22 protein-coding genes are annotated in these 26,049 nt (G+C 62.3%); 13 read left to right on the top strand and 9 right to left on the bottom strand.

The window, feature by feature from the left end; genetic code table 11:
• Nucleotides 1-70: 70 nt before the first annotated feature.
• Nucleotides 71-1,213 carry an MFS transporter gene (locus tag HBO05_RS19425; protein ID WP_169955406.1) on the top strand — a complete coding sequence of 381 codons (1,143 nt, stop codon included), beginning with the start codon at nucleotides 71-73 and terminating at the stop codon, nucleotides 1,211-1,213.
• A gap of 82 nt (nucleotides 1,214-1,295) precedes the next feature.
• Here the strand turns inward: HBO05_RS19425 and HBO05_RS19420 are convergent, their stop codons facing one another.
• Nucleotides 1,296-2,861: a phospholipase D family protein gene (locus HBO05_RS19420; protein ID WP_172313755.1), complete on the bottom strand. Its 1,566-nt coding sequence runs from the start codon at nucleotides 2,859-2,861 to the stop codon at nucleotides 1,296-1,298.
• 62 nt (nucleotides 2,862-2,923) lie between these two features.
• Nucleotides 2,924-4,357, bottom strand: coding sequence for a PLP-dependent aminotransferase family protein (locus HBO05_RS19415; protein ID WP_172313753.1), 1,434 nt, complete (start codon nucleotides 4,355-4,357; stop codon nucleotides 2,924-2,926).
• A gap of 166 nt (nucleotides 4,358-4,523) precedes the next feature.
• Here HBO05_RS19415 and HBO05_RS19410 point away from each other — a divergent pair, with 166 nt between their 5' ends.
• The gene (locus HBO05_RS19410; protein WP_172313751.1) at nucleotides 4,524-4,757 is read left to right on the top strand and encodes a DUF1127 domain-containing protein; all 234 of its coding nucleotides are present in this window, start codon (nucleotides 4,524-4,526) and stop codon (nucleotides 4,755-4,757) included.
• A 1-nt stretch (nucleotide 4,758) separates the two neighbouring features.
• Here the strand turns inward: HBO05_RS19410 and HBO05_RS19405 are convergent, their stop codons facing one another.
• On the bottom strand, nucleotides 4,759-6,051 hold the full coding sequence (locus tag HBO05_RS19405; protein WP_172313749.1) for an FAD-binding oxidoreductase: 1,293 nt from the start codon (nucleotides 6,049-6,051) through the stop codon (nucleotides 4,759-4,761).
• Between the two features lie 115 nt (nucleotides 6,052-6,166).
• Here HBO05_RS19405 and HBO05_RS19400 point away from each other — a divergent pair, with 115 nt between their 5' ends.
• Nucleotides 6,167-6,520 carry a YkgJ family cysteine cluster protein gene (locus tag HBO05_RS19400; protein ID WP_169955401.1) on the top strand — a complete coding sequence of 118 codons (354 nt, stop codon included), beginning with the start codon at nucleotides 6,167-6,169 and terminating at the stop codon, nucleotides 6,518-6,520.
• A 105-nt stretch (nucleotides 6,521-6,625) separates the two neighbouring features.
• On the opposite strand, the gene HBO05_RS19395 is transcribed toward HBO05_RS19400, so the two are convergent.
• On the bottom strand, nucleotides 6,626-7,114 hold the full coding sequence (locus HBO05_RS19395) for an Lrp/AsnC ligand binding domain-containing protein (RefSeq protein ID WP_003206849.1): 489 nt from the start codon (nucleotides 7,112-7,114) through the stop codon (nucleotides 6,626-6,628).
• A 156-nt stretch (nucleotides 7,115-7,270) separates the two neighbouring features.
• Here HBO05_RS19395 and dadA point away from each other — a divergent pair, with 156 nt between their 5' ends.
• From dadA to HBO05_RS19365, 6 genes are all read left to right on the top strand, one after another.
• Nucleotides 7,271-8,572, top strand: coding sequence for a D-amino acid dehydrogenase (gene dadA, locus HBO05_RS19390; RefSeq protein WP_029289774.1), 1,302 nt, complete (start codon nucleotides 7,271-7,273; stop codon nucleotides 8,570-8,572).
• A complete protein-coding gene (locus HBO05_RS19385; RefSeq protein ID WP_032856829.1) occupies nucleotides 8,544-8,897 on the top strand; it encodes a RidA family protein in 354 nt (117 codons plus the stop codon). The genes dadA and HBO05_RS19385 overlap by 29 nt, the downstream gene beginning before the upstream one ends.
• Before the next feature lie 77 nt (nucleotides 8,898-8,974).
• Complete coding sequence (gene alr / locus HBO05_RS19380; protein ID WP_170042072.1) at nucleotides 8,975-10,048, top strand: alanine racemase; 1,074 nt, start codon at nucleotides 8,975-8,977, stop codon at nucleotides 10,046-10,048.
• 116 nt (nucleotides 10,049-10,164) lie between these two features.
• On the top strand, nucleotides 10,165-10,713 hold the full coding sequence (locus tag HBO05_RS19375) for a cupin domain-containing protein (protein ID WP_029289768.1): 549 nt from the start codon (nucleotides 10,165-10,167) through the stop codon (nucleotides 10,711-10,713).
• 181 nt (nucleotides 10,714-10,894) lie between these two features.
• On the top strand, nucleotides 10,895-11,308 hold the full coding sequence (locus HBO05_RS19370) for a c-type cytochrome (RefSeq protein WP_169955452.1): 414 nt from the start codon (nucleotides 10,895-10,897) through the stop codon (nucleotides 11,306-11,308).
• A gap of 133 nt (nucleotides 11,309-11,441) precedes the next feature.
• On the top strand, nucleotides 11,442-13,364 hold the full coding sequence (locus HBO05_RS19365; RefSeq protein ID WP_172313747.1) for an acetyl-CoA hydrolase/transferase family protein: 1,923 nt from the start codon (nucleotides 11,442-11,444) through the stop codon (nucleotides 13,362-13,364).
• A 131-nt stretch (nucleotides 13,365-13,495) separates the two neighbouring features.
• Here the strand turns inward: HBO05_RS19365 and HBO05_RS19360 are convergent, their stop codons facing one another.
• Both HBO05_RS19360 and rep read right to left on the bottom strand, forming a co-directional pair.
• On the bottom strand, nucleotides 13,496-14,068 hold the full coding sequence (locus tag HBO05_RS19360; protein ID WP_029289761.1) for a xanthine phosphoribosyltransferase: 573 nt from the start codon (nucleotides 14,066-14,068) through the stop codon (nucleotides 13,496-13,498).
• A gap of 57 nt (nucleotides 14,069-14,125) precedes the next feature.
• Nucleotides 14,126-16,135: a DNA helicase Rep gene (gene rep / locus HBO05_RS19355; RefSeq protein ID WP_169955398.1), complete on the bottom strand. Its 2,010-nt coding sequence runs from the start codon at nucleotides 16,133-16,135 to the stop codon at nucleotides 14,126-14,128.
• A 268-nt stretch (nucleotides 16,136-16,403) separates the two neighbouring features.
• Here rep and HBO05_RS19350 point away from each other — a divergent pair, with 268 nt between their 5' ends.
• Nucleotides 16,404-18,077 carry a bifunctional diguanylate cyclase/phosphodiesterase gene (locus HBO05_RS19350; RefSeq protein ID WP_170042074.1) on the top strand — a complete coding sequence of 558 codons (1,674 nt, stop codon included), beginning with the start codon at nucleotides 16,404-16,406 and terminating at the stop codon, nucleotides 18,075-18,077.
• A 129-nt stretch (nucleotides 18,078-18,206) separates the two neighbouring features.
• Here HBO05_RS19350 and HBO05_RS19345 read toward each other — a convergent pair whose 3' ends face one another.
• Nucleotides 18,207-19,574, bottom strand: coding sequence for a NorM family multidrug efflux MATE transporter (locus HBO05_RS19345; RefSeq protein WP_172313745.1), 1,368 nt, complete (start codon nucleotides 19,572-19,574; stop codon nucleotides 18,207-18,209).
• 152 nt (nucleotides 19,575-19,726) lie between these two features.
• On the opposite strand from HBO05_RS19345, the gene HBO05_RS19340 reads away from it, so the two are divergent.
• Entirely contained in the window at nucleotides 19,727-20,647 is a 921-nt protein-coding gene (locus tag HBO05_RS19340; protein ID WP_169955395.1) for a LysR substrate-binding domain-containing protein, read from the top strand.
• 189 nt (nucleotides 20,648-20,836) lie between these two features.
• Nucleotides 20,837-22,813 carry a methyl-accepting chemotaxis protein gene (locus HBO05_RS19335; protein WP_172313743.1) on the top strand — a complete coding sequence of 659 codons (1,977 nt, stop codon included), beginning with the start codon at nucleotides 20,837-20,839 and terminating at the stop codon, nucleotides 22,811-22,813.
• Nucleotides 22,814-22,816: 3 nt separating this feature from the next.
• Here the strand turns inward: HBO05_RS19335 and HBO05_RS19330 are convergent, their stop codons facing one another.
• Nucleotides 22,817-23,731, bottom strand: coding sequence for an ABC transporter six-transmembrane domain-containing protein (locus HBO05_RS19330; protein ID WP_172313741.1), 915 nt, complete (start codon nucleotides 23,729-23,731; stop codon nucleotides 22,817-22,819).
• A gap of 113 nt (nucleotides 23,732-23,844) precedes the next feature.
• Between HBO05_RS19330 and HBO05_RS19325 the strand changes: the two genes are divergently transcribed.
• Entirely contained in the window at nucleotides 23,845-24,420 is a 576-nt protein-coding gene (locus HBO05_RS19325; protein WP_170057540.1) for a TetR family transcriptional regulator C-terminal domain-containing protein, read from the top strand.
• 6 nt (nucleotides 24,421-24,426) lie between these two features.
• On the opposite strand, the gene HBO05_RS19320 is transcribed toward HBO05_RS19325, so the two are convergent.
• A complete protein-coding gene (locus HBO05_RS19320; protein WP_172313739.1) occupies nucleotides 24,427-25,923 on the bottom strand; it encodes a YifB family Mg chelatase-like AAA ATPase in 1,497 nt (498 codons plus the stop codon).
• Nucleotides 25,924-26,049: the final 126 nt, after the last annotated feature.

Genomic DNA, 26,049 nt, shown 5'->3' with positions numbered 1-26,049 from the left:
CCCTCATCGCGGGCCAGCCCGCTCCCACAGTATTTTGCGTGATCTGGAAATAACCCACAGGAGCGTGGCAATGCGTTGGGCGACTTACTTCGCCGTCCTGGCGTCGGTACTCAGCGTCGGCCTCGCCCTGGGCGTGAGCATGCCGTTGGTGTCCCTGCGCCTGGAAAGCTGGGGCTATGGCAACTTTGCCATCGGCATCATGGCGGCCATGCCGGCATTCGGTGTGTTGTTGGGCGCCAAGGTGTCCAGTCGCCTGGCCTCCTGGTTGGGCACGGCGAACCTGATGCGCCTGTGCCTGTGGGCCGGGGCGATTTCCATCGGTTTACTGGCGGTACTGCCCAGCTATCCGGTGTGGCTGGTGCTGCGGTTGATGATCGGGGTGATCCTGACCATCGTGTTTATCCTCGGCGAGAGCTGGATCAACCAGTTGGTGGTGGAGCAGTGGCGTGGCCGGCTGGTGGCGCTGTATGGCTGTACCTACGCCTTGAGCCAGCTGTCGGGGCCGTTGTTGCTCGGTGTGCTGGGCACCGAGCATGACTATGGTTTCTGGGTTGGTGTCGGCCTGTTGATCGTTGCGCCGGTCCTGCTCCTGGGGCGCAGCGGGGCGCCGACGGCAGAAGCCTTCAGCGTGACCTTTGGCGACTTGTGGGGTTTTTGCCGTGGCTTGCCGGCGATTGCCTGGGCGGTGGCGCTGTTTGCCGCGTTCGAAGCGATGATTCTGACGCTATTACCGGTGTATTGCCTGCAACAGGGCTTTACCGCCGAGGTGGCGCTGGCGATGGTCAGCACCGTGGTCGTCGGCGATGCCCTGCTGCAATTGCCGATTGGCGCCCTGGCCGATTACCTGCCAAGGCGCACCCTGTTTCTGGGCTGCGCGGTGCTGTTGCTGCTGTCGAGCCTGGCGATTGCGCCGTTGCTCGATACCTGGCTGATCTGGCCGATCTGGGTGCTGTTCGGTGCCAGTGCCGGGGGCTTGTTTACCTTGTCGTTAATCCTGATCGGCGAACGCTACCGTGATGATGCGCTGGTGCGGGCCAATGCCCATATCGCGCAGTTGTGGGGTATTGGTTGCCTGATCGGCCCACTGGTAGCGGGGGCTGGCAGCCAGTGGATCAGCGGGCATGCGTTGCCGTTGTTGATGGCGGCGGGGGCCTTGGGGCTGGTGATTCTGTTGTTGCGCCAAGGAGCGTTTGGCGTTGAGCAGCCAGCCTAGGTAAACCTGTAGGAGCCGGCTTGCCGGCGATAGCAACTTAGCTGACCCGCCGCTATCGCCGGCAAGCCGGCTCTTACAGGGGTTAGAGCATGCGCTCCAGGCCCACGGTGGTAGCGAACCAGGCATTGAGCCGGCGCCACCAGCTACCCGGCTCGCGGGTCAGGGTGTGCAACTGGCCGTTATCTTCCGTCACCCAGACCACCTGGCCCTGCTGCAGTTTCGCCTCATAACTCAAGGCGGGCGCCATCCCTTGCAGGGCCAGGTTGCGCACGTGTTCGGCCAGCTCAGGACTGTCCACCAGCACCCCGACCTCGGTGTTCCACAGCACCGAGCGCGGATCGAAATTGAATGAGCCGATAAACGACTTCTGCCGATCAAAGATCATCGCCTTGCTGTGCAGGCTGGAGTCCGAGCCATGCAGCGCGCGGCTACCCAGCAGGTGCGGGCCACTGCCGCCGCCGTCGCCCGGTTGGCGGCGCAGTTCGTACAACTTCACCCCGTGTTCCAGCAGCGCCTTGCGATAGGGCGCATAGCCGCCATGCACCGCCGGCACGTCGGTGGCTTCCAGGGCGTTGGTCAGCAGGCGTACGTCCACACCCGCGTCTGCGCGCCCGGTGAGGTACACCAGGCCCGGCTGACCGGGGACGAAGTAGGCCGAAATCATCATCAGTTCACTGTGCACGCCTTCCAGTTCTGGCCCCAGTTGAGTGGTGAGCAGCAGTTGCGGGTCGGGATCGGCCTTGGCCAGGACCTTGCTCGGTGCATCCCACAGTGCCTGGTTCCAGGCCCAGATCAGTTCTCGGCGCCAGATGTCCATGCGGGGCCGGGTCTGGTAGGTGCGCAGACGGTTGTACAGGGCATGGTTTTGCTGGCGCGACTCGGCCAGGGACTTCTCCAGGAGCCCGCGCGCGGTGGCCAGGTCGCGGGAGGAGGGGGCGCTGGAGATAAAGTCGGCGATGGGTTTGCTCAGTGCACTGTTCCAGTACTGGTCAAAGCTGTGGCCCAGTTGTTCGGCCACAGGCCCGACGCTGAGCATGTCGATATCGGTGAAGTTCAGGTTGGGCTCGGCATCGAAATACTCATCCCCCAGGTTGCGCCCGCCGACTATCGCCACGCTGTTGTCCGCCAGCCACAGCTTGTTGTGCATGCGCCGGTGTTGCAGCGATAGGTTGAACAGCCGACCCATGGCCCGCGTCACGCCGGTGCTGCGCCCCAGGTGCAAGGGGTTGAACAGGCGAATCTGGATCTGCGGGTGCGCGGCCAGGGTGGCGATGATCTGGTCCAGACCGTCGCTGGTGGTGTCGTCCAGGAGGATGCGCACCCGCACGCCCCGGTCGGCCGTGGTGAGCAACTCGTCCACCAGCATGCGCGTGCTGATGCCGTCATGGACAATGTAGTACTGCAGGTCGAGGCTGGTCTGGGCATTGCGGATCAGTTCGGCGCGGGCCATGAACGCTTCGCTGCTGTTGGGCAGCAGGCGGAACCCGGAGCGGCCCTGATAGGGCGCGGCCTGGGCCTGGATCGAGCGGCCGAAGGCGGACTGCGTGGCCGGCAGCGCTTCGCTGGGTACGCGGGGTACGTTGAGGGTGGCGCAACCGCCCAGGCCCAAGAACCCCAGCAAAAGAAGCGCTAACAGCCGTTGGCTCATCAAGGAGGCAGGTTCCGAATCAGGGCGGTGGTGGGCATATGACGGTGATTGCTGGCAAAAGGTCAGTCCACCCGCTGTTCGGCTTCGGCGAGCATCTTGATCGCCGTGGCCCCGACCTTGCGCACCGCCTCTTCAATCTGGGGTGTTGGCTTGGCAGCGTAGTTCATCCGCAGGCAGTTCCGATATTTGCCCGAGGCAGAAAAGATGCTGCCCACGGCAATCTGTACGCCTTGCTCGACCAGGGCGCGGTTGAGCCTGAGGGTGTCGAAGCCCTCGGGCAGTTCCACCCACAGCATAAAGCTGCCCTGGGGCCGGCTGGCGCGGGTGCCGGCGGGGAAATAGCGGCTGACCCAATCGAGCATCAGGTCGCGATTGCGCTGGTATTGGCTGCGCATCCGCCGTAAATGCGGCTCGAAGTGCCCGTTTTTGAGGAACTCGGCAATGGCGATCTGCGGTTGGGTGGCGGTGGAGCCGGTGCTGATGTACTTCATGTGCAGCACCCGCTCCAGATAGCGGCCAGGGGCTACCCAGCCGATCCGCAGGCCGGGGGCCAGGGTTTTGGAGAAGGAACTGCAGAGTAGGACGCGGCCATCTTCGTCGAAGGATTTGATGGTGCGTGGTCGCGGGTAGCTGTAGGCCAGTTCGCCATACACATCGTCTTCGATGATTGCCACGTCAAAGCGCTGGGCCAGGGTCAGCAGCGCCCGTTTGCGGGCCTCGGGCATGATGTAGCCCAGGGGGTTGTTGCAGTTGGGGGTCAACTGGATGACTTTGATCGGCCATTGTTCCAGGGCCATTTCCAGGGCTTCGAGGCTGATGCCGGTGAGCGGGTCGGTGGGGATTTCCAGGGCTTTCATGCCCAGGCCCTTGAGGGTCTGCATGGCGCCATGAAAGCTTGGCGAGTCGACGGCGACGATATCGCCAGGCTCGCAAATCGCACGGATGCTGGAGGACAGCGCCTCATGGCAGCCGGTGGTGATCACGATGTCCTGGGCGTCGAGCTGGCAGCCGGAATCCAATGACAGACGGGCGATTTGCTCGCGCAGTTCCATACAGCCGTAGATATTGTCGTAGTACAGGCCTGGCAGGTCCTGGCGCCGGCTCACCCGGGCCAGGCTGCGCAGCAGCGGCTTGATGGTCGGCGACAGTACATCCGGCATGCCTCGGCCCATCTGTATGACATCTTTGCGCGGCACCGCGCGGACCAGTTCCAGCACCTGGTCCCACTGGGAAATCTCCACCGGGCGCTGGGCCGGCCGACCCACGGCGGGCAACGCCGGCAGCTCGCGCCCGACAGGCACGAAGTAGCCGGATTTTGGCTTGGGTGTCGCCAGGCCGTTGTCTTCCAGCAGCCGGTAAGCCTGCTGCACGGTGCTCAGGCTGACCCCGTGTTCCACGCTCAGGGCGCGCACCGAGGGCAGGCGGTCGCCGGGGCGATAGAAGCCCTGTTCGATACGGGTGCCCAGCAGTTCGGCGAGGTTGACGTAGAGGGTCATGGCGGTCGCTCCCAAGGGACCAGTACAGATGCATGGAAAATACAGGATTCAGCCCATGGTTGGCAGTATCTGTATGGATTTAATAAAGGATCATTGAATCTGTAATGGTTTTACCGTGCCGTCCATTCTAGTCACTCATGGCAACAGGCAAATGAGGGGCAAGACAATGAGTGGCTTGAGCGATGTGCGGCTGGCATTACACAGTCAGGAACTGGAAGCAGGGCAGGAACGTGGGCTGGCCGGGCTGGCGCCTGGCAATCCGAGCCGTTGGGAACTGTTCTGGCGCCGGCGCCACACGCGCAAGGCCTTGCTGGACCTGACCTCGGAGCAACTGCGCGACATCGGCCTGAGCACTGAACAAGCGCGCCGGGAAGGCTTGAAGCCGTTCTGGCGCGGCTGAGTCAGAGCAGTTCTTTCAAGCGGTGCCAGAGCATGCCCAGGGCCAGCAGCGGTGAGCGCAAGTGCTTGCCGCCAGGGAAGGTGATGTGTGGCACCTGGGCAAACAGATCGAAGCGCCCACTGTGCTGGCCGCTGATGGCTTCGGCCAACAGTTTGCCGGCCAGGTGGGTGGCGTTCAGGCCATGGCCGGCGTAGGCCTGGGCAAAGTACACATTGGGCTGGTCAGCCAGCCGGCCAATCTGCGGCAGGCGGTTGGCGCCGATGCCGATCATGCCGCCCCATTGATAGTCGATCTTCGCCTCGGCCAATTGCGGGAAGACCTTGAGCATCTTCGGCCGCATATAGGCGCCGATGTCCTGGGGATCGCGTCCGGAGTAGTGGCAAGCACCGCCGAACAGCAGGCGCCGGTCGGCCGACAAGCGGAAGTAGTCCACCGTGACCCGCTGATCACACACCGCCATGTTTTGCGGCAGTAACTCGGCGGCCTGGGTTGGGCTCAAGGGTTGGGTGGCAATGATGTAGCTGCCAGCGGGCAGCACCTTGCCGCTCAGGTGCGGGTTGAGGCCATTGAGATAGGCATTGCAGCCCAGCACCAGGGTCTTGGCGCGCACGCTGCCCTGGGCGGTGTGGACTTTGACTTCCGGGCCGTAGTCGATGCGCAGGGCTTCGGACTGCTCGAACAGCCTGACCCCCAGTTGCTGCGCGGCGGCGGCTTCACCGAGGGCCAGGTTCAGCGGGTGCAGGTGGCCGGAGCCCATGTCGATCATGCCGCCCACGTAACGGTCGGAGCCGATCACGCTGCGCATCTCCCCGGCTTGCAGCAGGCGCAGTTCATGGCGATAACCAAGCCCGTGCAGTTCTTCGGCGTCGGCGGCCAGGCCTTGCAGGTCGCGGGGCTTGTTGGCCAGGTCGCAGTAGCCCCAGGCCAGGTCGCAATCGATCTGAAAGCGCTCGACCCGCTGGCGCACGATTTCCACGGCTTCCAGGCCCATCAGCTTCATCTGCCGCACACCTTCGGTGCCGACTACATTGGCAAACTGATCCAGGCCATGACCGACGCCACGAATCAACTGCCCGCCGTTGCGCCCGCTGGCGCCCCAGGCGATCTTGCGCGCCTCCAGCAGCGCCACGCTAAAGCCGCGCTCGGCCAGCTCCAGCGCGGTGTTCAGCCCGGAAAACCCGCCGCCCACCACGCACACATCGGCGACGACTTCGCCTGCCAGCACCGGATAATCGGGCTGCGGCAGGCTGCTGGCGGCGTAGTAGGAAGTGGTGTGCCGGGCGCTGGCGGTCATGGGGAGCATCCGTGTTTGGAAAATTTGACGCAGGATACAGCGGTCGGGTGAAGCTGTCTCACTCGGGGCTTTTAGGGCAAAATCCACGCCTATTCGCCGTTCGGTATGGGTTTCGATGAGTTGCAACAGCCAGAAAGTCAACGCGCTGCGCCGGCAGATTCCCTCGTTCGAGTGTGTGCCGGGTTGCCATGATTGCTGTGGGCCGGTGACTACATCCACCGAGGAAATGTCGCGCCTGCCGCGCAAGACGGCGGCCGAGCAGGAAGCGGCCATGGATGAGCTCAATTGCGTACACCTGGGCCCCGACGGCTGCACGGTGTACGACGAACGCCCGCTGATCTGCCGGCTGTTTGGTACTACCCCCAGCCTGCCATGCCCCAACAACCGTGGCCCGGTGGAGTTGATTCACCCGCGGGTGGAGAAGCAGATCCACGAGTACATGGCGACCACCCGGCAGGTCCTGGTCTGACTGCTCCCCTTGTAGGAGCCGGCTTGCCGGCGATGGCGTCGTTCAATTGAATGCATGACTCCAGGGCCTCATCGCCGGCAAGCCGGCTCCTACACGGTAGGGGCGTCAATCCGGGATCGGCAGGTTCAGGCTCTCCTTCACCTCTTCCATCACGATATAGCTCTTGGATTCGCGCACATGGGGCAGCTTGAGCAGGATGTCGCCCAGCAGTTTGCGGTACGAAGCCATCTCGGAGATCCGCGCCTTCACCAGATAGTCGAAATCCCCTGAGACCAGGTGACACTCCAGCACATGGGGCAGTTTCAGCACGGCACGTCGGAATTCTTCGAAGGTATCGCCGGATTTGTAGTCGAGGCTGATCTCGACAAACACCAGCAGGCTACCCTTCAAGTGCTGCGGATTGAGGCGGGCGTTGTAGCCCATGATGATCCCCTCGCGCTCCAGGCGCCGGACCCGTTCGGTGCAAGGCGTGGTCGACAGCCCGACCTTCTCCCCCAGCTCGGTAAACGAAATCCGCCCGTCGGCCTGCAGGATGCGCAGGATGTTGCGGTCGATCTTGTCCAGCTCCCGCTTGGTCTGGGTATTGGTCCGCATAGGGGATGCTCCTCCGTGAAAAGGGTTTTTGCCGAGAATTGTCGCCAAATATAGGCACTTATATAGTGAAATGCACTGGCCATTGCTTTTTATACTGCCCACATCTTTGTGCTGAACAACAAACGTCAGCGGTCAAGCCGTGATGAGGATATAAAAATGCGCGTTTTGGTCTTGGGTAGCGGTGTCATTGGTGTGGCCAGTGCCTACTATTTGGCGCGTGCCGGTTTTGAGGTGGTCGTGGTCGACCGTCAGCCGGCCGTTGCAATGGAGACCAGCTTCGCCAACGCCGGCCAGGTCTCGCCCGGTTATGCGTCGCCATGGGCCGCGCCGGGCGTGCCGCTCAAGGCCATCAAGTGGTTGCTGCAGCGCCATGCGCCGCTGGCGATCAAGGCCACCGCCGATATCGACCAATACCTGTGGATGGCGCAGATGCTGCGCAACTGCACGGCCAACCGTTATGCGGTGAACAAAGAGCGCATGGTGCGCCTGTCCGAGTACAGCCGCGACTGCCTCGACGAACTGCGCGCCGAAACCGGTATCGCCTACGAAGGCCGTAGCCTGGGTACTACGCAATTGTTCCGCACCCAGGCGCAACTCGATGGCGCGGCCAAGGATATCGCCGTGCTGAAAGAGTCCGGGGTTCCGTTCGAGCTGCTTGACCGCGCCGGCATTGCCCGCGTCGAGCCGGCCCTGGCCAGCGTCACGGATATCCTGGCCGGTGCCCTGCGCCTGCCCAATGACCAGACCGGCGACTGCCAGATGTTCACCACCCGCCTGGCCGATATGTGCAAGCAGTTGGGTGTGGAGTTCCGCTTTGAACAGGACATTCAGCGCCTGGACCACGCCGGCGACCGCATCAACGGTGTGTGGATCGACGGCAAGCTGGAAACCGCCGACCGCTACGTGCTGGCCCTGGGCAGTTACTCGCCGCAGTTGCTCAAGCCGCTGGGGATCAAGGCGCCGGTGTATCCGCTCAAGGGTTACTCCCTGACCGTGCCGATCACCAACCCGGCGATGGCCCCGACCTCGACCATTCTCGACGAGACCTACAAGGTCGCGATCACCCGTTTCGACAACCGTATCCGCGTCGGTGGCATGGCTGAAATAGCCGGTTTTGACCTGTCGCTGAACCCGCGCCGGCGCGAAACCCTGGAGATGATCGTCAACGACCTTTATCCTCAGGGCGGTGATTTGAGCGAAGCCACCTTCTGGACCGGCCTGCGTCCGACTACCCCGGACGGTACGCCGATCGTCGGCGCCACGCCCTTCAAGAACCTGTTCTTGAATACCGGCCACGGCACCCTCGGCTGGACCATGGCCTGTGGCTCTGGTCGCCTGCTGGCGGACCTGATGGCCAAGAAAACCCCGCAGATCAGTGCCGCAGGCCTTGATATTTCCCGTTACGGCAACCCTCAGGAGTCCACAAAACATGTCAATCCAGCGCCAGCTCACCAATGAGCGCATGAGCCAGATCGTTGTCCACAGCGGTACCGTGTATCTGGCAGGACAAGTCGGCGACGACATGAGTGCCGGGATTGAACAGCAGACCCGAGAAACCCTGGCCAATATCGAGCGATTGCTGGATCTGGCCGGTACCGACAAAACCAAGTTGCTGTCGGTGACGATCTATCTCAAAGACATCGACGCCGACTTTGCCGGCATGAACGCGGTTTGGGACAAGTGGCTGCCAAAAGGCGTGGCCCCGGCCCGTGCCACGGTCGAGTCGAAGCTGTGTGAGCCAGAAATCCTGGTGGAGCTGTCCGTCGTGGCTGCTCTGCCATAAACGATCCCTCTTCCGGTGCCGGCGCTATTGGCCGGTACCGGTTTTTTCTTCCCACCGCCGCCTAGAAGCCTGCCGCCATGCGTCCTGCCCGTGCCCTGATCGACCTACAAGCCCTGCGCCATAACTACCAATTGGCCCGCGAACTGACCGGGGCCAAGGCCCTCGCCGTGATCAAGGCCGATGCCTATGGCCATGGTGCCGTGCGTGTGGCCCTGGCCCTGGAAGACCAGGCCGACGGTTTTGCCGTGGCCTGCATCGAGGAAGCGCTGGAGCTGCGCGCCGCTGCAATTGGTGGGCCGGTGTTGTTGCTCGAAGGATTCTTCGAGGCCGACGAGCTGCCGCTGATCATCGAGCATGACTTGTGGTGCGTGGTGCATTCGCTGTGGCAACTGGAGGCAATTGAACAGGCGCGCCTGAGCAAGCCGCTGACGGTGTGGTTGAAGCTGGATTCGGGCATGCACCGGGTTGGGCTGCATCCCAAGGACTATCACGATGCGTACCAGCGCCTGCTGGCCAGCGGCAAAGTCGCAAAGATTGTGCTGATGAGCCACTTCGCCCGTGCCGATGAGCTGGACTGCGCCAGCAGCGATGAGCAGGTCGCGGTGTTCGAGGCGGCGCGCCAGGGCCTGGCGGCCCAGGTCAGCCTGCGCAATTCGCCGTCGGTGATGGGCTGGCCGAGCGTTTCCAGTGATTGGGTACGACCGGGCATCATGCTTTACGGTGCGACGCCCTTTGGCGAAGACCAGGCAGTTGCCGCGCGTTTGCAGCCGGTGATGACCCTGGAGTCGAAAGTCATCTGCGTACGCGAGCTGCCTGCGGGCGAGCCAGTGGGTTATGGCGCGCGCTTCGTGACGCCCAAGCCGATGCGTATCGGCGTGGTTGCCATGGGCTATGCCGACGGTTATCCACGGCACGCGCCGACCGGCACGCCGGTGCTGGTCGCCGGCCAGCGCAGCCAGCTGCTGGGGCGGGTGTCGATGGACATGCTGTGCATCGACCTGACCGACATGCCCCAGGCCGGCCTGGGCTCGACCGTGGAGTTGTGGGGCAAAAACATCCTCGCCAGCGATGTGGCGAGCGCCGCCGATACCATTCCCTACCAGATTTTTTGCAACCTGCGCCGCGTGCCACGGCTCTATTCCGGCACATAGCCGCAGGCCGCCGATCACGTCCACCAGGATTCAGACCAAAGTGTTGTAAATACTGAACGCTGTCGCCATGATAACGCTCAATTACAACAAAGCCTGAATCCTAGGAGGCTCCTGCATTGGACGTCGGCGAACGACTGCAATCCATCCGTAAACTGAAAGGTCTTTCCCAGCGTGAACTCGCCAAGCGTGCGGGCGTCACCAACAGCACCATTTCGATGATCGAGAAAAACAGTGTCAGCCCCTCCATCAGCTCCTTGCGCAAGGTGCTGGGCGGCATTCCCATGTCCATGGTCGAGTTCTTTTCCGAGGAGATCCTCCAGGAAAAACCGACGCAGATCGTCTATAAAGCCAATGAGCTGATCGACATCTCCGATGGCGCGGTCACTATGAAACTGGTGGGCCGGGCGCATCCCAGCCGGGCGATTGCGTTTCTCAACGAAATCTACCCACCAGGCGCCGATACCGGCGAGGAAATGCTGACCCATGATGGTGAGGAAACCGGGATCTTGTTGGAAGGTCGTCTGGAGTTGGTCGTGGGCGTCGAAACTTTTGTGCTCGAAGCCGGCGATAGCTACTACTTTGAAAGCACCAAGCCGCACCGTTTTCGTAATCCGTTCGATGTGCCGGCGCGACTAATCAGCGCAGCCACGCCCGCGAACTTTTAACAGAAGAGGCGCCCTGCCTACCTTGCAGAGGTGCCCATCGTTGTATTTCGCCCTACTGAATCTCCCCTTGGATAATAGGGTTGTTTCAGTGAGGCGGCCTAACCGTTATACTTTCGCCGCCTGCGAAACCGTGGCCGCAGGCGTGAATAGCCACCATGAGGGTGAACGCGTGAACCTAATTATGAAAATGCTGGCCGTACCAGCAACCGTACTGGCCCTTTGGGCTGCCAGCGCTCAAGCTGCGACCAATGATGATATTGCCAAGCGCCTGGCGCCTGTCGGACAGGTGTGTGTCCAGGGGCAAGAGTGCAAGGGGATGGAAGTCGCTGTGACAGCAGGCGGCGGCGGTGCGAAAACGCCGGACGAAGTCATTGCCAAACACTGTAATGCTTGCCACGGCACGGGCCTGTTGGGTGCACCGAAAATCGGTGACACCGCAGCCTGGAAAGAACGCGCCGACCACCAGGGCGGCCTCGACGGCATCCTGGCCAAAGCCATCACCGGCATTAACGCCATGCCGCCTAAAGGCACCTGCTCCGATTGCTCGGATGACGACCTCAAGGCTGCGATCGAGAAGATGTCTGGTTTGAAATAAACCGATCTTCGCCAAAAAGCCGCTGACCAGCGGCTTTTTTGTGGGCGCAATTTGGCGGCCAAGGCTGTTCATTGCAGCAAAGACCCGGCAAGCTCGGTCCAACCCCTAATCACGGAATGTTCAGGAGGGTCGGATGGTGCAGTTGTGTTCAATCGAACAAGCAGTCGATGACGTACTGGAGCGCTTGCCTGCGCATATCCACATGGGTATGCCGCTGGGCCTGGGCAAGCCGAATCTGTTTGCCAACGCCTTGTACCGGCGCATTGCCAAGCTGCCCGAGCGGGCGCTGACCATCTACACGGCCCTCAGCCTGGGCCGCCCACCGTTGGGCGATGGCTTGCAGAAGCGTTTCCTGGAGCCGTTTATCGAGCGGGTGTTTGGCGATTATCCCGAGCTGGACTTCCTCGCCGCCCTGCGCAAGGACAGCCTGCCGGCCAATATCCACGTGCAGCAGTTCTTTATGCAGCCCGGCAGTCTGTTGCATAGCACCTCGGCCCAGCAGGATTACGTCAGCAGCAACTACAGCCATGCCGCCCGCGATATCAACGCCGCCGGCCTGAACCTGGTCGCGCAGTTGGTGGCCAGCAGCAGCGAACACCCGGATCGCCTGAGCCTGAGCTGCAACCCCGATATCACCCTCGACCTGTTGCCGATGATCGCCAAGCGCCGTGCGGTCGGGGAGAACATCCTGGTAGTCGGCCAGGTGCATGAAGATTTGCCCTACATGCCCGGTGATGCCGAGCTGGGCATGGATCAGTTCGACTTCCTGATCGACGAAAAAGACCGCACCACGCTGTTCTCCACGCCAAACATGCCCGTGGGTTTGCAGGACCACTTCATCGGTTTGCACGCCAGCACCCTGGTGCGCGACGGCGGTACGTTGCAGATCGGCATCGGTTCGATGGGCGACGCCCTGACCGCTGCGCTGCTGGCGCGCCAGGCCGATAACGAAGGCTACCGGCAGTTGCTCACAGACCTTGATGTGTACCAGTGGGCACCGCTGATCAGCCGTGAGGGCGGGGTCGAGCCGTTTGCCCGGGGCCTTTACGGCTGCAGCGAAATGTTCGTCAACGGCTTGCTGGTGCTGGCCGACGCCGGGATTGTGCGGCGCAGGGTGTACCCGGATGTGGCGACGCAGCAGCAGGCTAACGCTGGCCTGCTGGACGATGCGGCGCAGCCGGATGGCGTGTCGATCCACGGTGGTTTCTTCCTCGGGCCACGCAGTTTTTACCAGCGCTTGCAGGAAATGACTCACGCCAAGCGCCTTGAATTCAACATGACCCGCATCAGCTACATCAACGAGCTGTACGGGCAGGAAGAGCTCAAGCGCTTGCAGCGCCTGGATGCGCGGTTTATCAACAGCGCGATCATGGTCACGTTGCTGGGCGCCGGTGTTGCCGACCAACTGGAAGACGGCCGCGTGCTCAGCGGGGTGGGCGGGCAATACAACTTTGTCGCCCAGGGCCATGCGCTGGAGGGCGCGCGCTCGATCCTGATCCTGCGCAGCTGGCGCGAGTCGGGTGGCGATGTCAGCTCCAATATTGTCTGGGAGTATGGCCACTGCACGATTCCCCGGCACCTGCGCGACATTGTGATCACCGAATACGGCATCGCCGACCTGCGCGGCCAGACCGACGCCAAGGTGATCGAGGCGCTGCTCAATATCACCGACTCGCGGTTCCAGGCCGACCTGATCGAGCAGGCGCAAAAAGCCGGCAAGTTGCCCAAGGACTTCCAGCTCGACCCGCGCTTTGCCGACAACACGCCCGAGCGCTTGGAGGCCGTGCAGACGCGGCATCCAAGGCTGTTCCCGGAGTACCCGCTGGGCAGTGACTTCACCGATGAAGAGCGCGATTTGTTGCGCGCGTTGAACTGGCTCAAGAGCAAATTCAAGCTGACGGAGATTCTGGAACTGGGCAAGGCGGCGCTGGATGCACCGGAGCCTGAGGCGTTTGCCGAGCATCTGGTGCGCATGCGCCTGGAAAAGCCGGAGGGGTTTAAAGAGGATTTGTATCAGCGTCTATTGCTTGCTGGCCTACAGGCCACCGCACGCTGACAGGTAACACAAGGCAAATGTGGGAGCTGGCTTGCCTGCGATGAGGGCCTGACAGTCGACATCTCTGTCGCCTGACACTGCGCTATCGCAGGCAAGCCAGCTCCCACATTTTTAACTGTGCTCGCTCACCTTCAGTCGATGAAGGTCACGACACCGCCAGCCAGGGACTTGACCCGCGCCAGCGACTCAACCCGGTAACCCTGGGCATCCAGCTCGGCACGCCCGCCCTGGAACGACTTCTCGATCACGATCCCCAGGCCTGCCACGGTGGCGCCAGCCTGCTTGATGATCGAAATCAGTGCCTGGGACGCCTTGCCGTTGGCCAGGAAGTCATCGATCACCAGCACGCGGTCGCTGCTGGTCAGGTGGCGCGGGGAAATCGCCACAGTGCTTTCGACTTTCTTGGTGAAGGAATACACCGTCGCCGACAGCAGGTTTTCCGTCAGGGTCAGGGACTGCTGCTTACGGGCGAAGATCACCGGCACGCCCAGGTTCAGGCCGGTCATGATCGCCGGCGCGATGCCAGAGGCTTCGATGGTGACGATCTTGGTGATCCCCGAATCCTTGAACAGCGCGGCGAATTCGTCGCCGATCAGCTTCATCAGCGCCGGGTCGATCTGATGGTTCAGAAAGGCGTCGACCTTGAGTACCTGGTCGGAAAGCACGATGCCTTCTTCGCGAATTTTCTTGTGCAGTGCTTCCACAAAAGCTTCCTCTGGTGGCGCAAGGGGCGCCGAAAGTAGATTAAAAAGTAGTCGATTCTAGCGCTTTAGCATCGCGCGTATATCCGCCAGGGCGGTGTTGCCGCGTACCGCCTTGACTTCAGTTGGGGTGTCGTCGTTGCCTTCCCAGGCCAGGTCGTCCGGTGGCAGCTCATCGAGGAACCGGCTCGGGGCGCAGTCGATGATCTCGCCGTACTGCTTGCGCTTGGCCGCAAAGGTGAAGGCCAGGGTCTGACGCGCGCGGGTAATACCCACGTAGGCCAGGCGCCGTTCTTCTTCGATGGTGTCGGCTTCGATGCTGGAACGGTGTGGGAGGATTTCCTCTTCCATGCCCATGATGAACACGTAGGGGAATTCCAGGCCCTTGGACGCATGCAAGGTCATCATCTGCACACCTTCGGCGCCATCCTCTTCTTCCTGCTGGCGCTCGAGCATGTCGCGCAGCACCAGCTTGCCGATGGCGTCCTCGACGGTCATTTCACCGTCTTCGTCTTTTTCCAGGGTGTTCTTCAACGCCTCGATCAGGAACCAGACGTTGCCCATGCGGTAGTCCGCCGCCTTGTCGCTGGAACTGTTGGTGCGCAGCCAGTTTTCATAGTCGATATCCATGACCATGCTGCGCAGGGCGCTGATCGGGTCTTCGCCGGCGCATTGCTCGCGCACCTTGTCCATAAAGCGCTTGAAGCGCGACAGGCGATCGGTGAAGCGCGTGTCCAGGTGCTCGCCCAGGCCGATTTCATCGGTGGCGGCGTACATCGAGATCTTGCGTTCGGTGGCGTAGTTACCGAGCTTTTCCAGGGTGGTGGAGCCGATTTCCCGGCGTGGCACGTTGATCACGCGCAGGAAGGCGTTGTCGTCGTCCGGGTTCACGATCAGCCGGAAGTAGGCCATCAGATCCTTTACTTCCTGGCGTCCGAAAAAGCTGTTGCCGCCTGACAATCGATACGGAATCTGGTGGTGCTGCAACTTCAGCTCGATCAGCTTGGCCTGGTAGTTGCCGCGATACAGGATGGCGAAGTCGCTGTAGGGGCGGTCGGTGCGCAGGTGCAAGGTCAGCAGTTCGACGGCCACGCGCTCGGCTTCGGCGTCTTCGTTGCGGCAGCGGATCACGCGTATCTCGTCGCCGTGGCCCATCTCGCTCCACAGTTGTTTTTCAAACTCGTGGGGGTTGTTGGAGATCAGCACGTTGGCGCAACGCAGGATGCGACTGGTGGAGCGGTAGTTCTGCTCCAGCATCACCACTTTCAGGGACGGGTAGTCGTCCTTGAGCAGCATCAGGTTTTCCGGGCGCGCTCCGCGCCAGGCGTAGATCGACTGGTCATCGTCGCCGACCACGGTGAACTGGTTGCGCGTGCCGATCAGCAGCTTCACCAGCAGGTATTGGCTGGCGTTGGTGTCCTGGTATTCGTCCACCAGCAGGTAGCGCACCTTGTTCTGCCACTTTTCCAGGATGTCCTTGTGTTCCTGGAACAGTTTCACCGGCAGCAGGATCAGGTCGTCGAAGTCCACCGCGTTGAACGCCTTGAGCGTGCGCTGGTAGTGGGTATAGACAATGGCGGCGGTCTGTTCCTTGGGGTTGCGCGCGTTTTCCAGGGCTTCGGCGGGCAGGATCAGGTCGTTTTTCCACGAGCCGATCATGTTCTTGATCTCGTCTACGCCGTCGTCGCCGGCATATTCCTTCTGCATGATGTCGGTCATCAGGGACTTGACGTCGGTCTCGTCGAAGATCGAGAAGCCCGGCTTGTAGCCCAGCCGCACATGCTCCTTGCGGATGATGTTCAGCCCCAGGTTGTGGAAGGTACACACGGTGAGGCCACGGCCTTCGCCACCCTTGAGCAGGGTGCCGACGCGCTCTTTCATTTCCCGCGCCGCCTTGTTGGTAAAGGTCATGGCGACGATGTACTGGGCACGGATGCCACAGTTCTGGATCAAGTGCGCGATCTTGCGGGTGATCACGCTGGTCTTGCCGGAGCCAGCACCGGCGAGCACCAATAGAGGGCCGCCGACGTAGTTCACGGCTTCTTGCTGCCGGGGATTGAGTCGGGACATACAGGGTTTTGGGAGTCTTTGAGCGAAAAGGGCGGGCATTTTAACAGGCTGGCAAGATTCTGCCGCCTCTGAACGACAGTGTGACGTACCACTCGATCTAAATTTGCCGGTTTTGTTACTTTGCCGCAGGATGTGCGGGGTTTTTGGGTCTATTGTTCGATCTAGAGCCGCACAGCACGTATTTGATAACCAATATCATTGGTCATTATCAGGCTGCACGTCATAATGCCCGCCGCCAACGAAATTTTGCAAAGTCTAGGGAGCTAGCTTGTCTACGCCTGTCGAACCCTTGCGTTTGCTGCTACTGGCCGATGAGCCTGCGTGGGCAGCGTTGTTGCGCGAGTGCCTGACGCCGATGGGCGATGGGGCTGTGCTGATCAGTGCGCCAAACTGGGAGTCGGTGAGCAGCCTGTTCGACGACGACCGCACGGCTGTATTGCTGACCACCCCCAGCCTGCAACCCGGCCCTGGCCGCTGTAGCCTGCCCACCGTGTTGCTGCTGGAGCAGGAACCGCTGGTTGCGCCATTGGGCGCCAGCGACTGGTTGATCCGTGGTGCGTTTGACGTGGATACGCTGCGCCGCTGCCTGCGCCACGTGCGCGAGCGCGGCGTGCTGGAAAATACCCTGCAACGCCTGGCCGAACAGGATCCGCTGACCGGCATCGCCAACCGTCAGGGCTTCCAGACCTTGCTGGCCGCGCGCCTTGCCGAAAACGACGGGCGTGGCCTGGCCCTCGGCCACCTGGACCTGGACAACTTCCGCCACGCCAACGATGCCCTCGGCCACCAGGCGGGCGACCGGCTGATCCTGCAAGTGGTCTCGCGGCTCAAGAGCCAACTGGAAGTCGGCGACCAACTGGCACGCCTGGGCAGTGACGAATTCGCCTTGCTGATCGACACCCGCCGTGCGCCGCAGCGCGCCGAGTGGATGGCCGAGCGCATTACCGAGGCCATGGCGGAACCTTATTGGGTCGATGGCGAGAGCCTGCTGATCGGTTGCAGCCTGGGTGTGGCCCATGCCCGCGCCAAGGCCGGCGCCGACCCGTTGATGTGGCACGCGCATATCGCCATGCAGCAGGCCAAGAGCACCCAGGGCTGCACCTTTCATATCTTCAATGAACGCATCAACCGCAACGCCCGCAGCCTCGCGGACCTGGAAAGCGAACTGCGCCGGGCGCTGCGCCGTGACGAATTGGAACTGCATTACCAGCCGCGTCTGGACCTGGACGATGGGCATATCGTCGGCCTCGAAGCCCTGGTGCGCTGGCGCCATGGTGAGCGCGGGTTGTTGCCGCCTAGCGAGTTCGTGCCGCTGGCCGAGCAGAGTGGCCTGATCGTGCCGTTGGGCTACTGGGTGATTTCCCGGGCCCTGCGCGATATGCAGGACCTGCGCGAACGCGGCCTGCCGCCGCTGCACATGGCGGTCAACCTGTCGTTCCGTCAGTTCCAGGACAGCCAGTTGCTGTCGACCTTGAGCCGCTTGATTGCCGAGCGCGGGGTGGAGGCGCAGTGGCTGGAGTTCGAGCTGACCGAAACCGCCGTGATGCGCCGCAGCGACCTGGTCAAGCAGACCATGGATGCCCTGGGCCGCCTGGGGGTGCGTTTCTCCCTGGATGACTTTGGTACCGGTTTCTCGTCCTTCGTACACCTCAACAGCCTGCCGATTGCCTTGCTCAAGATCGACAAGAGCTTTGTCGGCGGCATGGAAGAACGCGAGGAAAACCGCAAGCTGGTGCATGCCATGATCAACCTGGCCCACAACCTCAACCTGGAAGTGGTGGCCGAAGGCGTGGAAACCCCCGAGCAACTGGCGTTGTTGCGCTTGTTTGGGTGCGACCAGGCCCAGGGTTACCTGATCAGCAAGCCGTTGCCGCTGGCGGAATTGGTGGAATACCTGACGTTTGGCAGCAGCCAGCAGGCGTTGTTGGGTGAAGTGATCTAGGCCGGTGCGGTCAAACCAATCATTGTAGGAGCTGGCTTGCCAGCGATAGCAGTCTGTCGGTCAACGATACTGTGACTGATACATCGCCATCGCTGGCAAGCCAGCTCCTACAGTGAACGCGTACCTTCTTCAGTTTGTCTGGGCAATCATCCGCCTCATCTTTCTTTCAAACGCCCACGTCAGGGTAATCGCCGCGCAGGCCAGCCCCAGCGCCAACCCCCACCACACCCCGGTCGGCCCCCACCCCAGGGTAAACGCCATCAGCCAGGCCGCCGGTGCGCCAATCAACCAGTAACAGCCCAGGCCGACGAGGAAGGTCGTCTTGGCATCCTTCAGCCCGCGGATGCAGCCCATGGCGATAGTCTGCACACCGTCGAACAACTCGAACCACGCCGCCACGGCCAACAGGCTCACCGCCAGGCTGATCACCTGGGCGAAGGCCGGGTCGTCATGGTCGAGGAACAGGCCGATCAGCGGGTCTGAAAACAGCCAGAACACCATGGCAAACCCCAGCATCACCGTCGCGCCGAAGGCGATACCCACGCGCCCGGCGAGCCGTGCGCCGAGCAGGTGTCCGCCGCCGTAATGCAAGCCGATGCGCATGGTGACCGCATAGGACATGCCCGCCGGGACCATGAACGCCACCGAGACGATTTGCAGGGCAATCTGGTGGGCCGCCAACTGCGTACTGCCCATGGTGCCCATGCACAGCGCCGCGAAGGCGAACAAGCCGACTTCCACTGCATAGGTGCCGCCAATCGGCAGGCCCAGGCGCCACAGCTCGCGCAAGTAATGCAGGTTGGGCTGCAACAGGCCCTTGCCCAATGGGTAGGCGGCGTAGGCGCGGTTGTATTTGATGTACCACAACAGCGCCAGGGCCATGCAGTTGGCGACAATCGCCGTGACCAGGCCGATGCCCATCAGGCCCAGTTTGGGCAGGCCGAACATGCCTTCGATCAATGCATGGTTGAGCAGGTAGTTGATCACCGTGCCGCACAGGCTGATCACCATCACCGGGGTGGCTTTGCCGATGGCGCTGGTGAAGCCGCGCAGGGCCATGAATGTCAGGTAGCCGGGCAGGGCAAACGGCAGGATCATCAGGAACTGGCCGGCCGACTGCACGTTGGTCTCGGTCTGGCCGAACATCAGCAGCACCGGCTTGAGGTTCCACAGCAGCAGGCCCGCCACCAAGGCCATCAGCCAGGCCAGCCACAGGCCGGCCTGGGTCAGGCGGGTAGCGCCTTCGATATCACCGGCGCCCTGGCGAATGGCGACCAGGGTGCCCACGGCGGCTATCACGCCGATGCAAAAGATCGACACAAACGAATAGCTCGCCGCGCCGAGCCCACCGCCGGCCAGGGCTTCGGGGCTCAGGCGGGCCATCATCAGGGTGTCGGTCAGCACCATCAGCATGTGCGCCAGCTGTGAGGCAATCAACGGCCCTGACAGCCGCAGAATGGCCCAGAGTTCGGTACGCGCCGGATGCTGCATGATCATCACGCTCAATATTTGCACAAAGGGTAGAAGGGTTGATTCTCGGCGCTCTCAGCGCTTTGCACAAAGGGATAAATGCGATCATTGGCATGATTAAAACTCATGCCAGGATGATTCTGGTAGGGTTTGCGGATCGTGCCGTCGGAGTTTTCCTCATGTCTCGTCGCCTTCCTCCGCTGTATGCCTTGCGTGCATTTGAAGCCGCCTCACGGCACAACTCCTTCACCCGTGCCGCCGAAGAACTGTCCATCACCCAAAGTGCAGTCAGCCGGCATATCCGCACCCTGGAGGAGCATTTCGCCTGTCGCCTGTTCCAGCGCAGCGGGCGCACCTTGCAGCTCACCGAATCGGCGCGCTTGCTGCTGCCGGGCGTGCGCGAGGGCTTCGCCGCCCTGGAGCGCGCCTGCCATACCTTGAATGCCGAAGATGACATCCTGCGCATGAAGGCCCCGTCGACCCTGACCATGCGCTGGTTGCTGGCACGCCTGAGTCGGTTCCGGCACTTGCAGCCGGGCAACGAGGTGCAGTTGACCAGTGCGTGGATGAGCATCGATGAGGTGGATTTCAACCAGGAGCCGTTCGACTGCGCGGTCCTACTGAGCGATGGGCACTTTCCCACAGATTGGGAGGCCAGTTACCTGTTCCCCGAACTGCTGATCCCGGTGGGCGCGCCGAACCTGCTCAGCGATGGCCCCTGGGATGTGGAGCGCCTGGCCGGCGCTGAACTGCTGCACCCCACGCCGGACCGGCGTGATTGGCGCCGTTGGTTGCAACGCACCGGCCTGGCCTCTCGTGTCGCCATCAAGGGCGGGCAGGTGTTCGATACGCTGGAGTTGGGCATGATTGCCGCCGCCCGGGGCTATGGCGTGTCCATGGGGGATTTGCTGATGGTTGCCGAAGATGTGGCGCAGGGGCGCTTGAGCCTGCCCTGGCCTACTGCGGTGGCCAGCGGCGAAAGTTACTACCTGGTCTGGCCCAAGACCCGCCCCGGCGGCGAGCGCCTGCGCAGGCTCTCGGACTTCCTGCAAAGTGAGGTCCGGGCCATGACACTGCCGCCAGTGGAGCAGCTCGACTGAATCGATGCAGCGCGCGCAAACAATGCGTTTGAGTGATACCCCTGTAATTTGCTCAAGTATTGATCCGGGCCGCCGAAGTAGGTGTGTCGGAGCCGCCATTAGTTGCGGCTCAGCGTGCCCCCCAATCCAAGAAATTCGCCGATTAGCGCTATGAGATCAGGACGATCCGGGCCTCGGCCAGGAGCTGTCATGTCTCAACCCCGCGCCCGCATCGCTTCGCAGCTGGGCATTGCCTTGGCGGTCATATTGGCTGTCGTGATCAGCGCCAGCACCCTATTTGCCCTGCGCTCCCTGGATTCGGCCAACCTGCAAACCCGCGAAGAACACCTGGCCAGCGAAGCGCGCTTGCTCGCCGACCAACTCAATACCTTCCACAGCACCCTGCGCGAGAGCACCGAGCGTTTGAGCGGGTTGTTTGAGCAGCGTTTTGCCGCCGGGTTGCGCGTGCATCCCGAGCAGAAAGTGAACGTGGCCGGGGTACAGACCCCGAGCCTGTACCTGGGCGACCAGGTGTTGAACAACAACTTCGACGAGGTTGATGAGTTCAAGCAGATGTCCGGTGGCGTGGCTACGGTGTTCGTGCGCAGTGGCGAAGACTTTATCCGCATCAGCACCTCCCTGACCAAACAGGACGGCAACCGCGCCATCGGCACCGTGCTGGATCGCCAGGGCCCGGCCTACCAGCGCCTGCTTGCCGGGCAGAGCTACATTGGCCGTGCGGTGCTGTTCGAGCGCTCCTACATGACCCAATACAGCCCGGTGCGCGATGCCAGCGGCCAGGTGATTGCGGTGTTGTTTATCGGTTTTGACTACACCGATGCGCAGAACGCCCAGTTCGCCAACCTCAAGCGTTTTCGCATTGGCCAGACCGGCTCGCTGGCGCTGCTGGATGAGCAAAAGCACTGGCTGGTGCCGCCCGCTGGTGTGCAGGCCCCGGAGCAGGCGGTTGCGCCGATCCTGGAGCTGGCGCAAAAGCCCGGCCAGGGGCGTTTCTGGAGTGACCAGGGCGAGGACTTCTACAGCGTTGCGGTGCCGTTTGACGGCGGCCCGTGGTCGGTGGTGGCGAGCATGCCCAAGGCCGAGATCCGCGCGGTGACCTGGGCCGTGGGTATCCGCCTGGTAATCGGCAGCGTGCTGGCGATGCTGTTGGCCGTGGGCGCGGCGGTCTGGCTGCTGCGCAGCAAACTCCAGCCCCTGGGTGACCTGGTGCGCCAGGCCGAAGCCCTGGGCGCCGGTGATTTGAGTGCGCGGCTGAATGTGTCCAGCCATGACGAGATCGGTCAACTGGCGCGCAGTTTCAACCAGATGGGTGAAGCCCTGTCGACCATGGTCTCCCACATCCGCGAGGCGGCCGAAGAGGTCAACAGCCGCGCCCAGGCGCTGTCGGGCCTGTCGGGCGGGGCCTATGAGGGCATGGAGCAGCAGTCCGGCGAGATCACCAGCATGGCCGGCGCAGTGGAAGAGTTCAGCGCCACCTCGTTGAACATTGCCGACAACATGGGCAATACCGAGCGCCTGGCCCAGGAAAATGCCCAGCAGACCCGCATCGGTCGCAACTCGATGCAGGAGGCGTCGTCGTCCCTGGAACATATCGCCACGGCACTCAACAGCACGGCCACGGTGATCAATACCCTGGGCCAACGCTCCCATGAAATCGGCGGCATCGTCGGTGTGATCACCTCGATTGCCGATCAGACCAACCTGCTGGCGCTCAACGCCGCCATCGAGGCGGCGCGGGCCGGGGAGCAGGGGCGTGGGTTTGCCGTGGTCGCCGATGAAGTGCGCAACCTGGCCTCACGCACCCGCCAGGCCACCGATGAAATTTCCGGAATGATCCAGAGCATCCAGCAGGAAACCGGCAACGCCATCAGCACCATGGAGCAGGGCAATGTGCTGATGCAGGAAGGCCTGTCGCGCAACGCCGACGTGGCCTCGGCCCTGGCGCGCATCGACGAACAAAGCCGTTCGGCGGGGCAGCAGTTCGCCGCGATTACCACCGCGACCCAGGAGCAAAGCAGCACCGCGACCTTGCTCAGCAGCAACCTGCAGAGCATTGCCCTGGCCAACAGTGAGCAGCGGGAAGTGGTGTCGAACCTGGCAGTTACCGCCAAGGAACTGGAGACCTTGGCGGCCGGCCTGCGCCATGAGGTGGATCGGTTTCGTTGAGGCTTAGTGGTCGCCGAGCCCTGGGTCCACGCGCTTGCCAATGTCCTTGAGCCGCGCCAGTTGGTCGACCATCCCTGGTGCTTCGTCGAGACTGCTGACGAAGGTCCACAGGTACGTCATCACCGCATAGACATGACCGGCCTTGACCGCTGGCGACAAGGCCAGTTGGCTGATCGCTACGATGAACAGTAGCGCTGCCAGCGTGCCGAGAAACAGGTAGGCAGCGGCTTCGCGGTCCGACAGCCAGATACGCAGGCGTGACAGCAACTGGTAATGGCGTCGCAACGTCTGGGCGCCCACCTTTTCCACCAGGCCAATTTCTTTCTCCAGGCGGTTATTCAACCGTTCGTGCAACTGCTCGTTACGGCGGGCAAATCGCGGTAGCAGGATGATGCAAAGCAGCAATGCCGCAAAGCAGGCCAGGCCCACCCAAGGTTCAATCACCAGCAGCATCGCAGCTGCGCCAACGATGGAGACCAAGGCCGTTGCGATCACCGGCACATGTTTTTCGAAAAAATCGACAAAGTCCCGCGCCAGCACCACCCGTGCGGCTGCCTTGGACGTGCTGTGGTTCTGCAGACGCTGATTGAGAATCACAGGTACGGCAAGATCGGCGTAGATCCGCGTGAAGGTGCGGGTATCCAACGCCCGGCGTGCGGCGCCGACCACCCAGAACGCCATCACCACGGCCGCATAGAACAGCGCACTGCCGGCATCGCCGCGCAGGATCGAGTCCACGGCGAAACCGGCAAACAGGGGATAGGCCAGCAGCAACGCGTTCTCCAGCGCAACCAACGACAGCGTGCAGAACAGCTTGCCGGGATAAGCCTTGGCGATTGCCTTGAGGGTTTGGCTGGCCGATTGCTGGCCGAGTTTCTTGCTTTCTTCGATCAGGATGTGTGGCGTTGTGGATGGCATGGGTGCACCAAAGGAGTAATAGGCGCTACTATTGAGCGACTGCTCAAGTATCTTTGAGCGATCGCTCAAAAAGCAAGCGCCGCTTATCTGGTGGCGCCCGTAAGGAATTGCCCATGTCGCGTATCGACCGTAAAGACCAGATCATCGCCGCTGCCTTGGAGCTGTTTCGCAGCAAGGGCTTTGCCGATGTATCCACCCGTGACTTGGCCGAACATGCCGGGCTGTCGCGCAGCCATGTCTATCACTACTTCAGCGACTGGAATGAATTGCGCCGCGAAGCCTTTGTGCGCTTTGCGAATGAGCAATTGGATGAAGTGCGCGAGCCCTTGGCCGATGCGCCACCACTGGAGGCGCTCGTAGGATTCTTGAGCGACTGCCTGCCCAGCACCGCCGATGCAGGCTGGGCGCTCTGGCTGGACGCCTGGGACGAGGCCATGCATGACGCGCAAATGGCCCAGGCTTACCTGGTGATCAATGCCCAATGGCAAGGCATGCTTGCCGAGGTGATCGAGCGGGGTGTCGCTGCCGGGGTCTTTCGCTGCAAGTCGCCCCAACGCGCTGCACGGCAGCTCTTCGCCCTGGCGATGGGCTACGCCGATGACCTGATGCTCAAGCCTTCCGCCGAGTCGTCAGAAGCGGTACTGGGTGAGGTGCTGGAAGTGGCGAGGCTGCTGCTGGATTTTTCCTGAACGCTGCTAGCCAACTGATGCCGGCCGGTACTGCAATGCCTCCGCCAAGTGATGGCGAGCGATGCCTTCCACTTGCTCAAGGTCTGCCAGGGTACGCGCGACCTTGAGCAGTCGGTGGGCTGCGCGCAGCGATAACGTCAGCCGCTCGCAAGCGCTCTCCAGCCAGCTTTCATCGGCGTTTACCAGTGCGCAGTGCTCGCGTAATCCCGCCAGGTCGAGGAAGGCATTCGCGCAACCCTGGCGCCCTTGCTGGCGCTCCCGGGCCTCGGCCACTTGGGCGGATGCCTTCGCCGTGTCATCACCGACCTTTTGGGAGGGGTTCAGCACGGTGGTTTCACGTGCCACGGTCAGGTGCAAATCAATCCGGTCCAGCAACGGCCCGGAGAGTTTGTTGCGGTAGCGCTGGATCTGCTCCGGCGTACACCGGCAACGTCCACTGGGCTCACCCATGTAACCGCAAGGGCAGGGGTTCATCGCCGCCACCAGTTGAAAGCGTGCCGGGAAGCTGACGCGGTCGCGTGCCCGGGAAATCACGATATGTCCCGATTCCAGCGGTTCGCGCAGCACCTCCAGCACCTTGCGATCAAATTCCGGCAGTTCATCGAGAAACAACACCCCGTGATGGGCCAGGGTGATTTCCCCAGGCTGCGGTTTCGAGCCGCCGCCCACCAGCGCCGGCCCGGACGCGGAATGGTGCGGCTGGCGAAAGGGCCGATGAGGCCAGTGGCTCAACGGCGCCAGGCTGACCACTGATTGGATCGCCGCCACTTCCAGCGCCTCCTGTTCGCTCAAGGGCGGTAGCAGGCCGGGCAGGCGGCTGGCAAGCAAAGTCTTGCCGGTGCCGGGTGGCCCGCTGAACAGCAAGTTGTGGGCACCCGCTGCCGCAATCAGCAGTGCGCGCTTGGCGGCCAGTTGGCCCTGCACCTCGCTCAGGTCCGGGTAAGGTTTGTTCAGGTACAGCAATCCGTCGGACGTGGAAGGCTCGATCGGCACCAGCCCATTCAGGTGCGCCACCACTTGCAGCAGATGATCCACCGCAATCACCTTCAACCCGCCGGCCAGGCACGCCTCCTCGGCATTGGCCCTGGGCACGATCACGCTGCGCCCGGCCTTGCGTGCGGCCAACGCGGCTGGCAACACACCTTTGACGGCGCGCACTTCGCCAGACAGGGCCAGTTCGCCGAGGCACTCCACGCCATCCAACGCCTGTGTCGGCACCTGCACGCTGGCCGCGAGAATCCCCAGGGCAATCGCCAGATCAAAACGCCCGCCGTCCTTGGGCAGGTCGGCGGGCGCCAGGTTAAGGGTGATCCGGCGCGCGGGGTATTGCAGCGCACTGTTGAGAATGGCGCTGCGCACGCGGTCTTTGCTTTCCTTGACCGCTGTCTCCGGCAAGCCCACCAGGGTCAGGGACGGCAAGCCATTGGCCATATGCACTTCGACAGTGACGGCGGGGGCTTCGACGCCGATCTGGGCGCGGCTGTGGACGATGGCGAGGGACATGTTCGTTCCTTGAAGGGAGGGCCGCTTTGCGGTTTTTCAAGGGTAGACGAGAGAGGGGGAGGCGCCTTGCGCAGGTTTTACTGAACGTATCCGGGCGTTGAAATTGCAGGAGCCGGCTTGGTGTGT

Source organism: Pseudomonas sp. WS 5079 (assembly GCF_012985465.1).
Classification (GTDB): Bacteria; Pseudomonadota; Gammaproteobacteria; order Pseudomonadales; family Pseudomonadaceae; genus Aquipseudomonas.
Note: the sequence above shows the minus strand (reverse complement) of the source record. Positions and strands in the feature narration are given on the sequence as shown.

Bases quoted from the DNA above. Each gene is read 5' to 3' on its own strand.
- HBO05_RS19335 (WP_172313743.1), top strand. From the start codon at position 20,837: ATGTCTCAACCCCGCGCCCGCATCGCTTCGCAGCTGGGCATTGCCTTG.
- HBO05_RS19330 (WP_172313741.1), bottom strand. From the start codon at position 23,731: ATGCCATCCACAACGCCACACATCCTGATCGAAGAAAGCAAGAAACTC.
- HBO05_RS19400 (WP_169955401.1), top strand. From the start codon at position 6,167: ATGAGTTGCAACAGCCAGAAAGTCAACGCGCTGCGCCGGCAGATTCCC.
- HBO05_RS19410 (WP_172313751.1), top strand. From the start codon at position 4,524: ATGAGTGGCTTGAGCGATGTGCGGCTGGCATTACACAGTCAGGAACTG.
- HBO05_RS19425 (WP_169955406.1), top strand. From the start codon at position 71: ATGCGTTGGGCGACTTACTTCGCCGTCCTGGCGTCGGTACTCAGCGTC.
- HBO05_RS19395 (WP_003206849.1), bottom strand. From the start codon at position 7,114: ATGCGGACCAATACCCAGACCAAGCGGGAGCTGGACAAGATCGACCGC.
- HBO05_RS19370 (WP_169955452.1), top strand. From the start codon at position 10,895: ATGAAAATGCTGGCCGTACCAGCAACCGTACTGGCCCTTTGGGCTGCC.
- HBO05_RS19405 (WP_172313749.1), bottom strand. From the start codon at position 6,051: ATGACCGCCAGCGCCCGGCACACCACTTCCTACTACGCCGCCAGCAGC.
- HBO05_RS19345 (WP_172313745.1), bottom strand. From the start codon at position 19,574: ATGATCATGCAGCATCCGGCGCGTACCGAACTCTGGGCCATTCTGCGG.
- HBO05_RS19420 (WP_172313755.1), bottom strand. From the start codon at position 2,861: ATGAGCCAACGGCTGTTAGCGCTTCTTTTGCTGGGGTTCTTGGGCCTG.
- HBO05_RS19320 (WP_172313739.1), bottom strand. From the start codon at position 25,923: ATGTCCCTCGCCATCGTCCACAGCCGCGCCCAGATCGGCGTCGAAGCC.
- HBO05_RS19415 (WP_172313753.1), bottom strand. From the start codon at position 4,357: ATGACCCTCTACGTCAACCTCGCCGAACTGCTGGGCACCCGTATCGAA.
- HBO05_RS19340 (WP_169955395.1), top strand. From the start codon at position 19,727: ATGTCTCGTCGCCTTCCTCCGCTGTATGCCTTGCGTGCATTTGAAGCC.
- HBO05_RS19365 (WP_172313747.1), top strand. From the start codon at position 11,442: ATGGTGCAGTTGTGTTCAATCGAACAAGCAGTCGATGACGTACTGGAG.
- HBO05_RS19325 (WP_170057540.1), top strand. From the start codon at position 23,845: ATGTCGCGTATCGACCGTAAAGACCAGATCATCGCCGCTGCCTTGGAG.
- alr (WP_170042072.1), top strand. From the start codon at position 8,975: ATGCGTCCTGCCCGTGCCCTGATCGACCTACAAGCCCTGCGCCATAAC.
- dadA (WP_029289774.1), top strand. From the start codon at position 7,271: ATGCGCGTTTTGGTCTTGGGTAGCGGTGTCATTGGTGTGGCCAGTGCC.
- rep (WP_169955398.1), bottom strand. From the start codon at position 16,135: ATGTCCCGACTCAATCCCCGGCAGCAAGAAGCCGTGAACTACGTCGGC.
- HBO05_RS19385 (WP_032856829.1), top strand. From the start codon at position 8,544: ATGTCAATCCAGCGCCAGCTCACCAATGAGCGCATGAGCCAGATCGTT.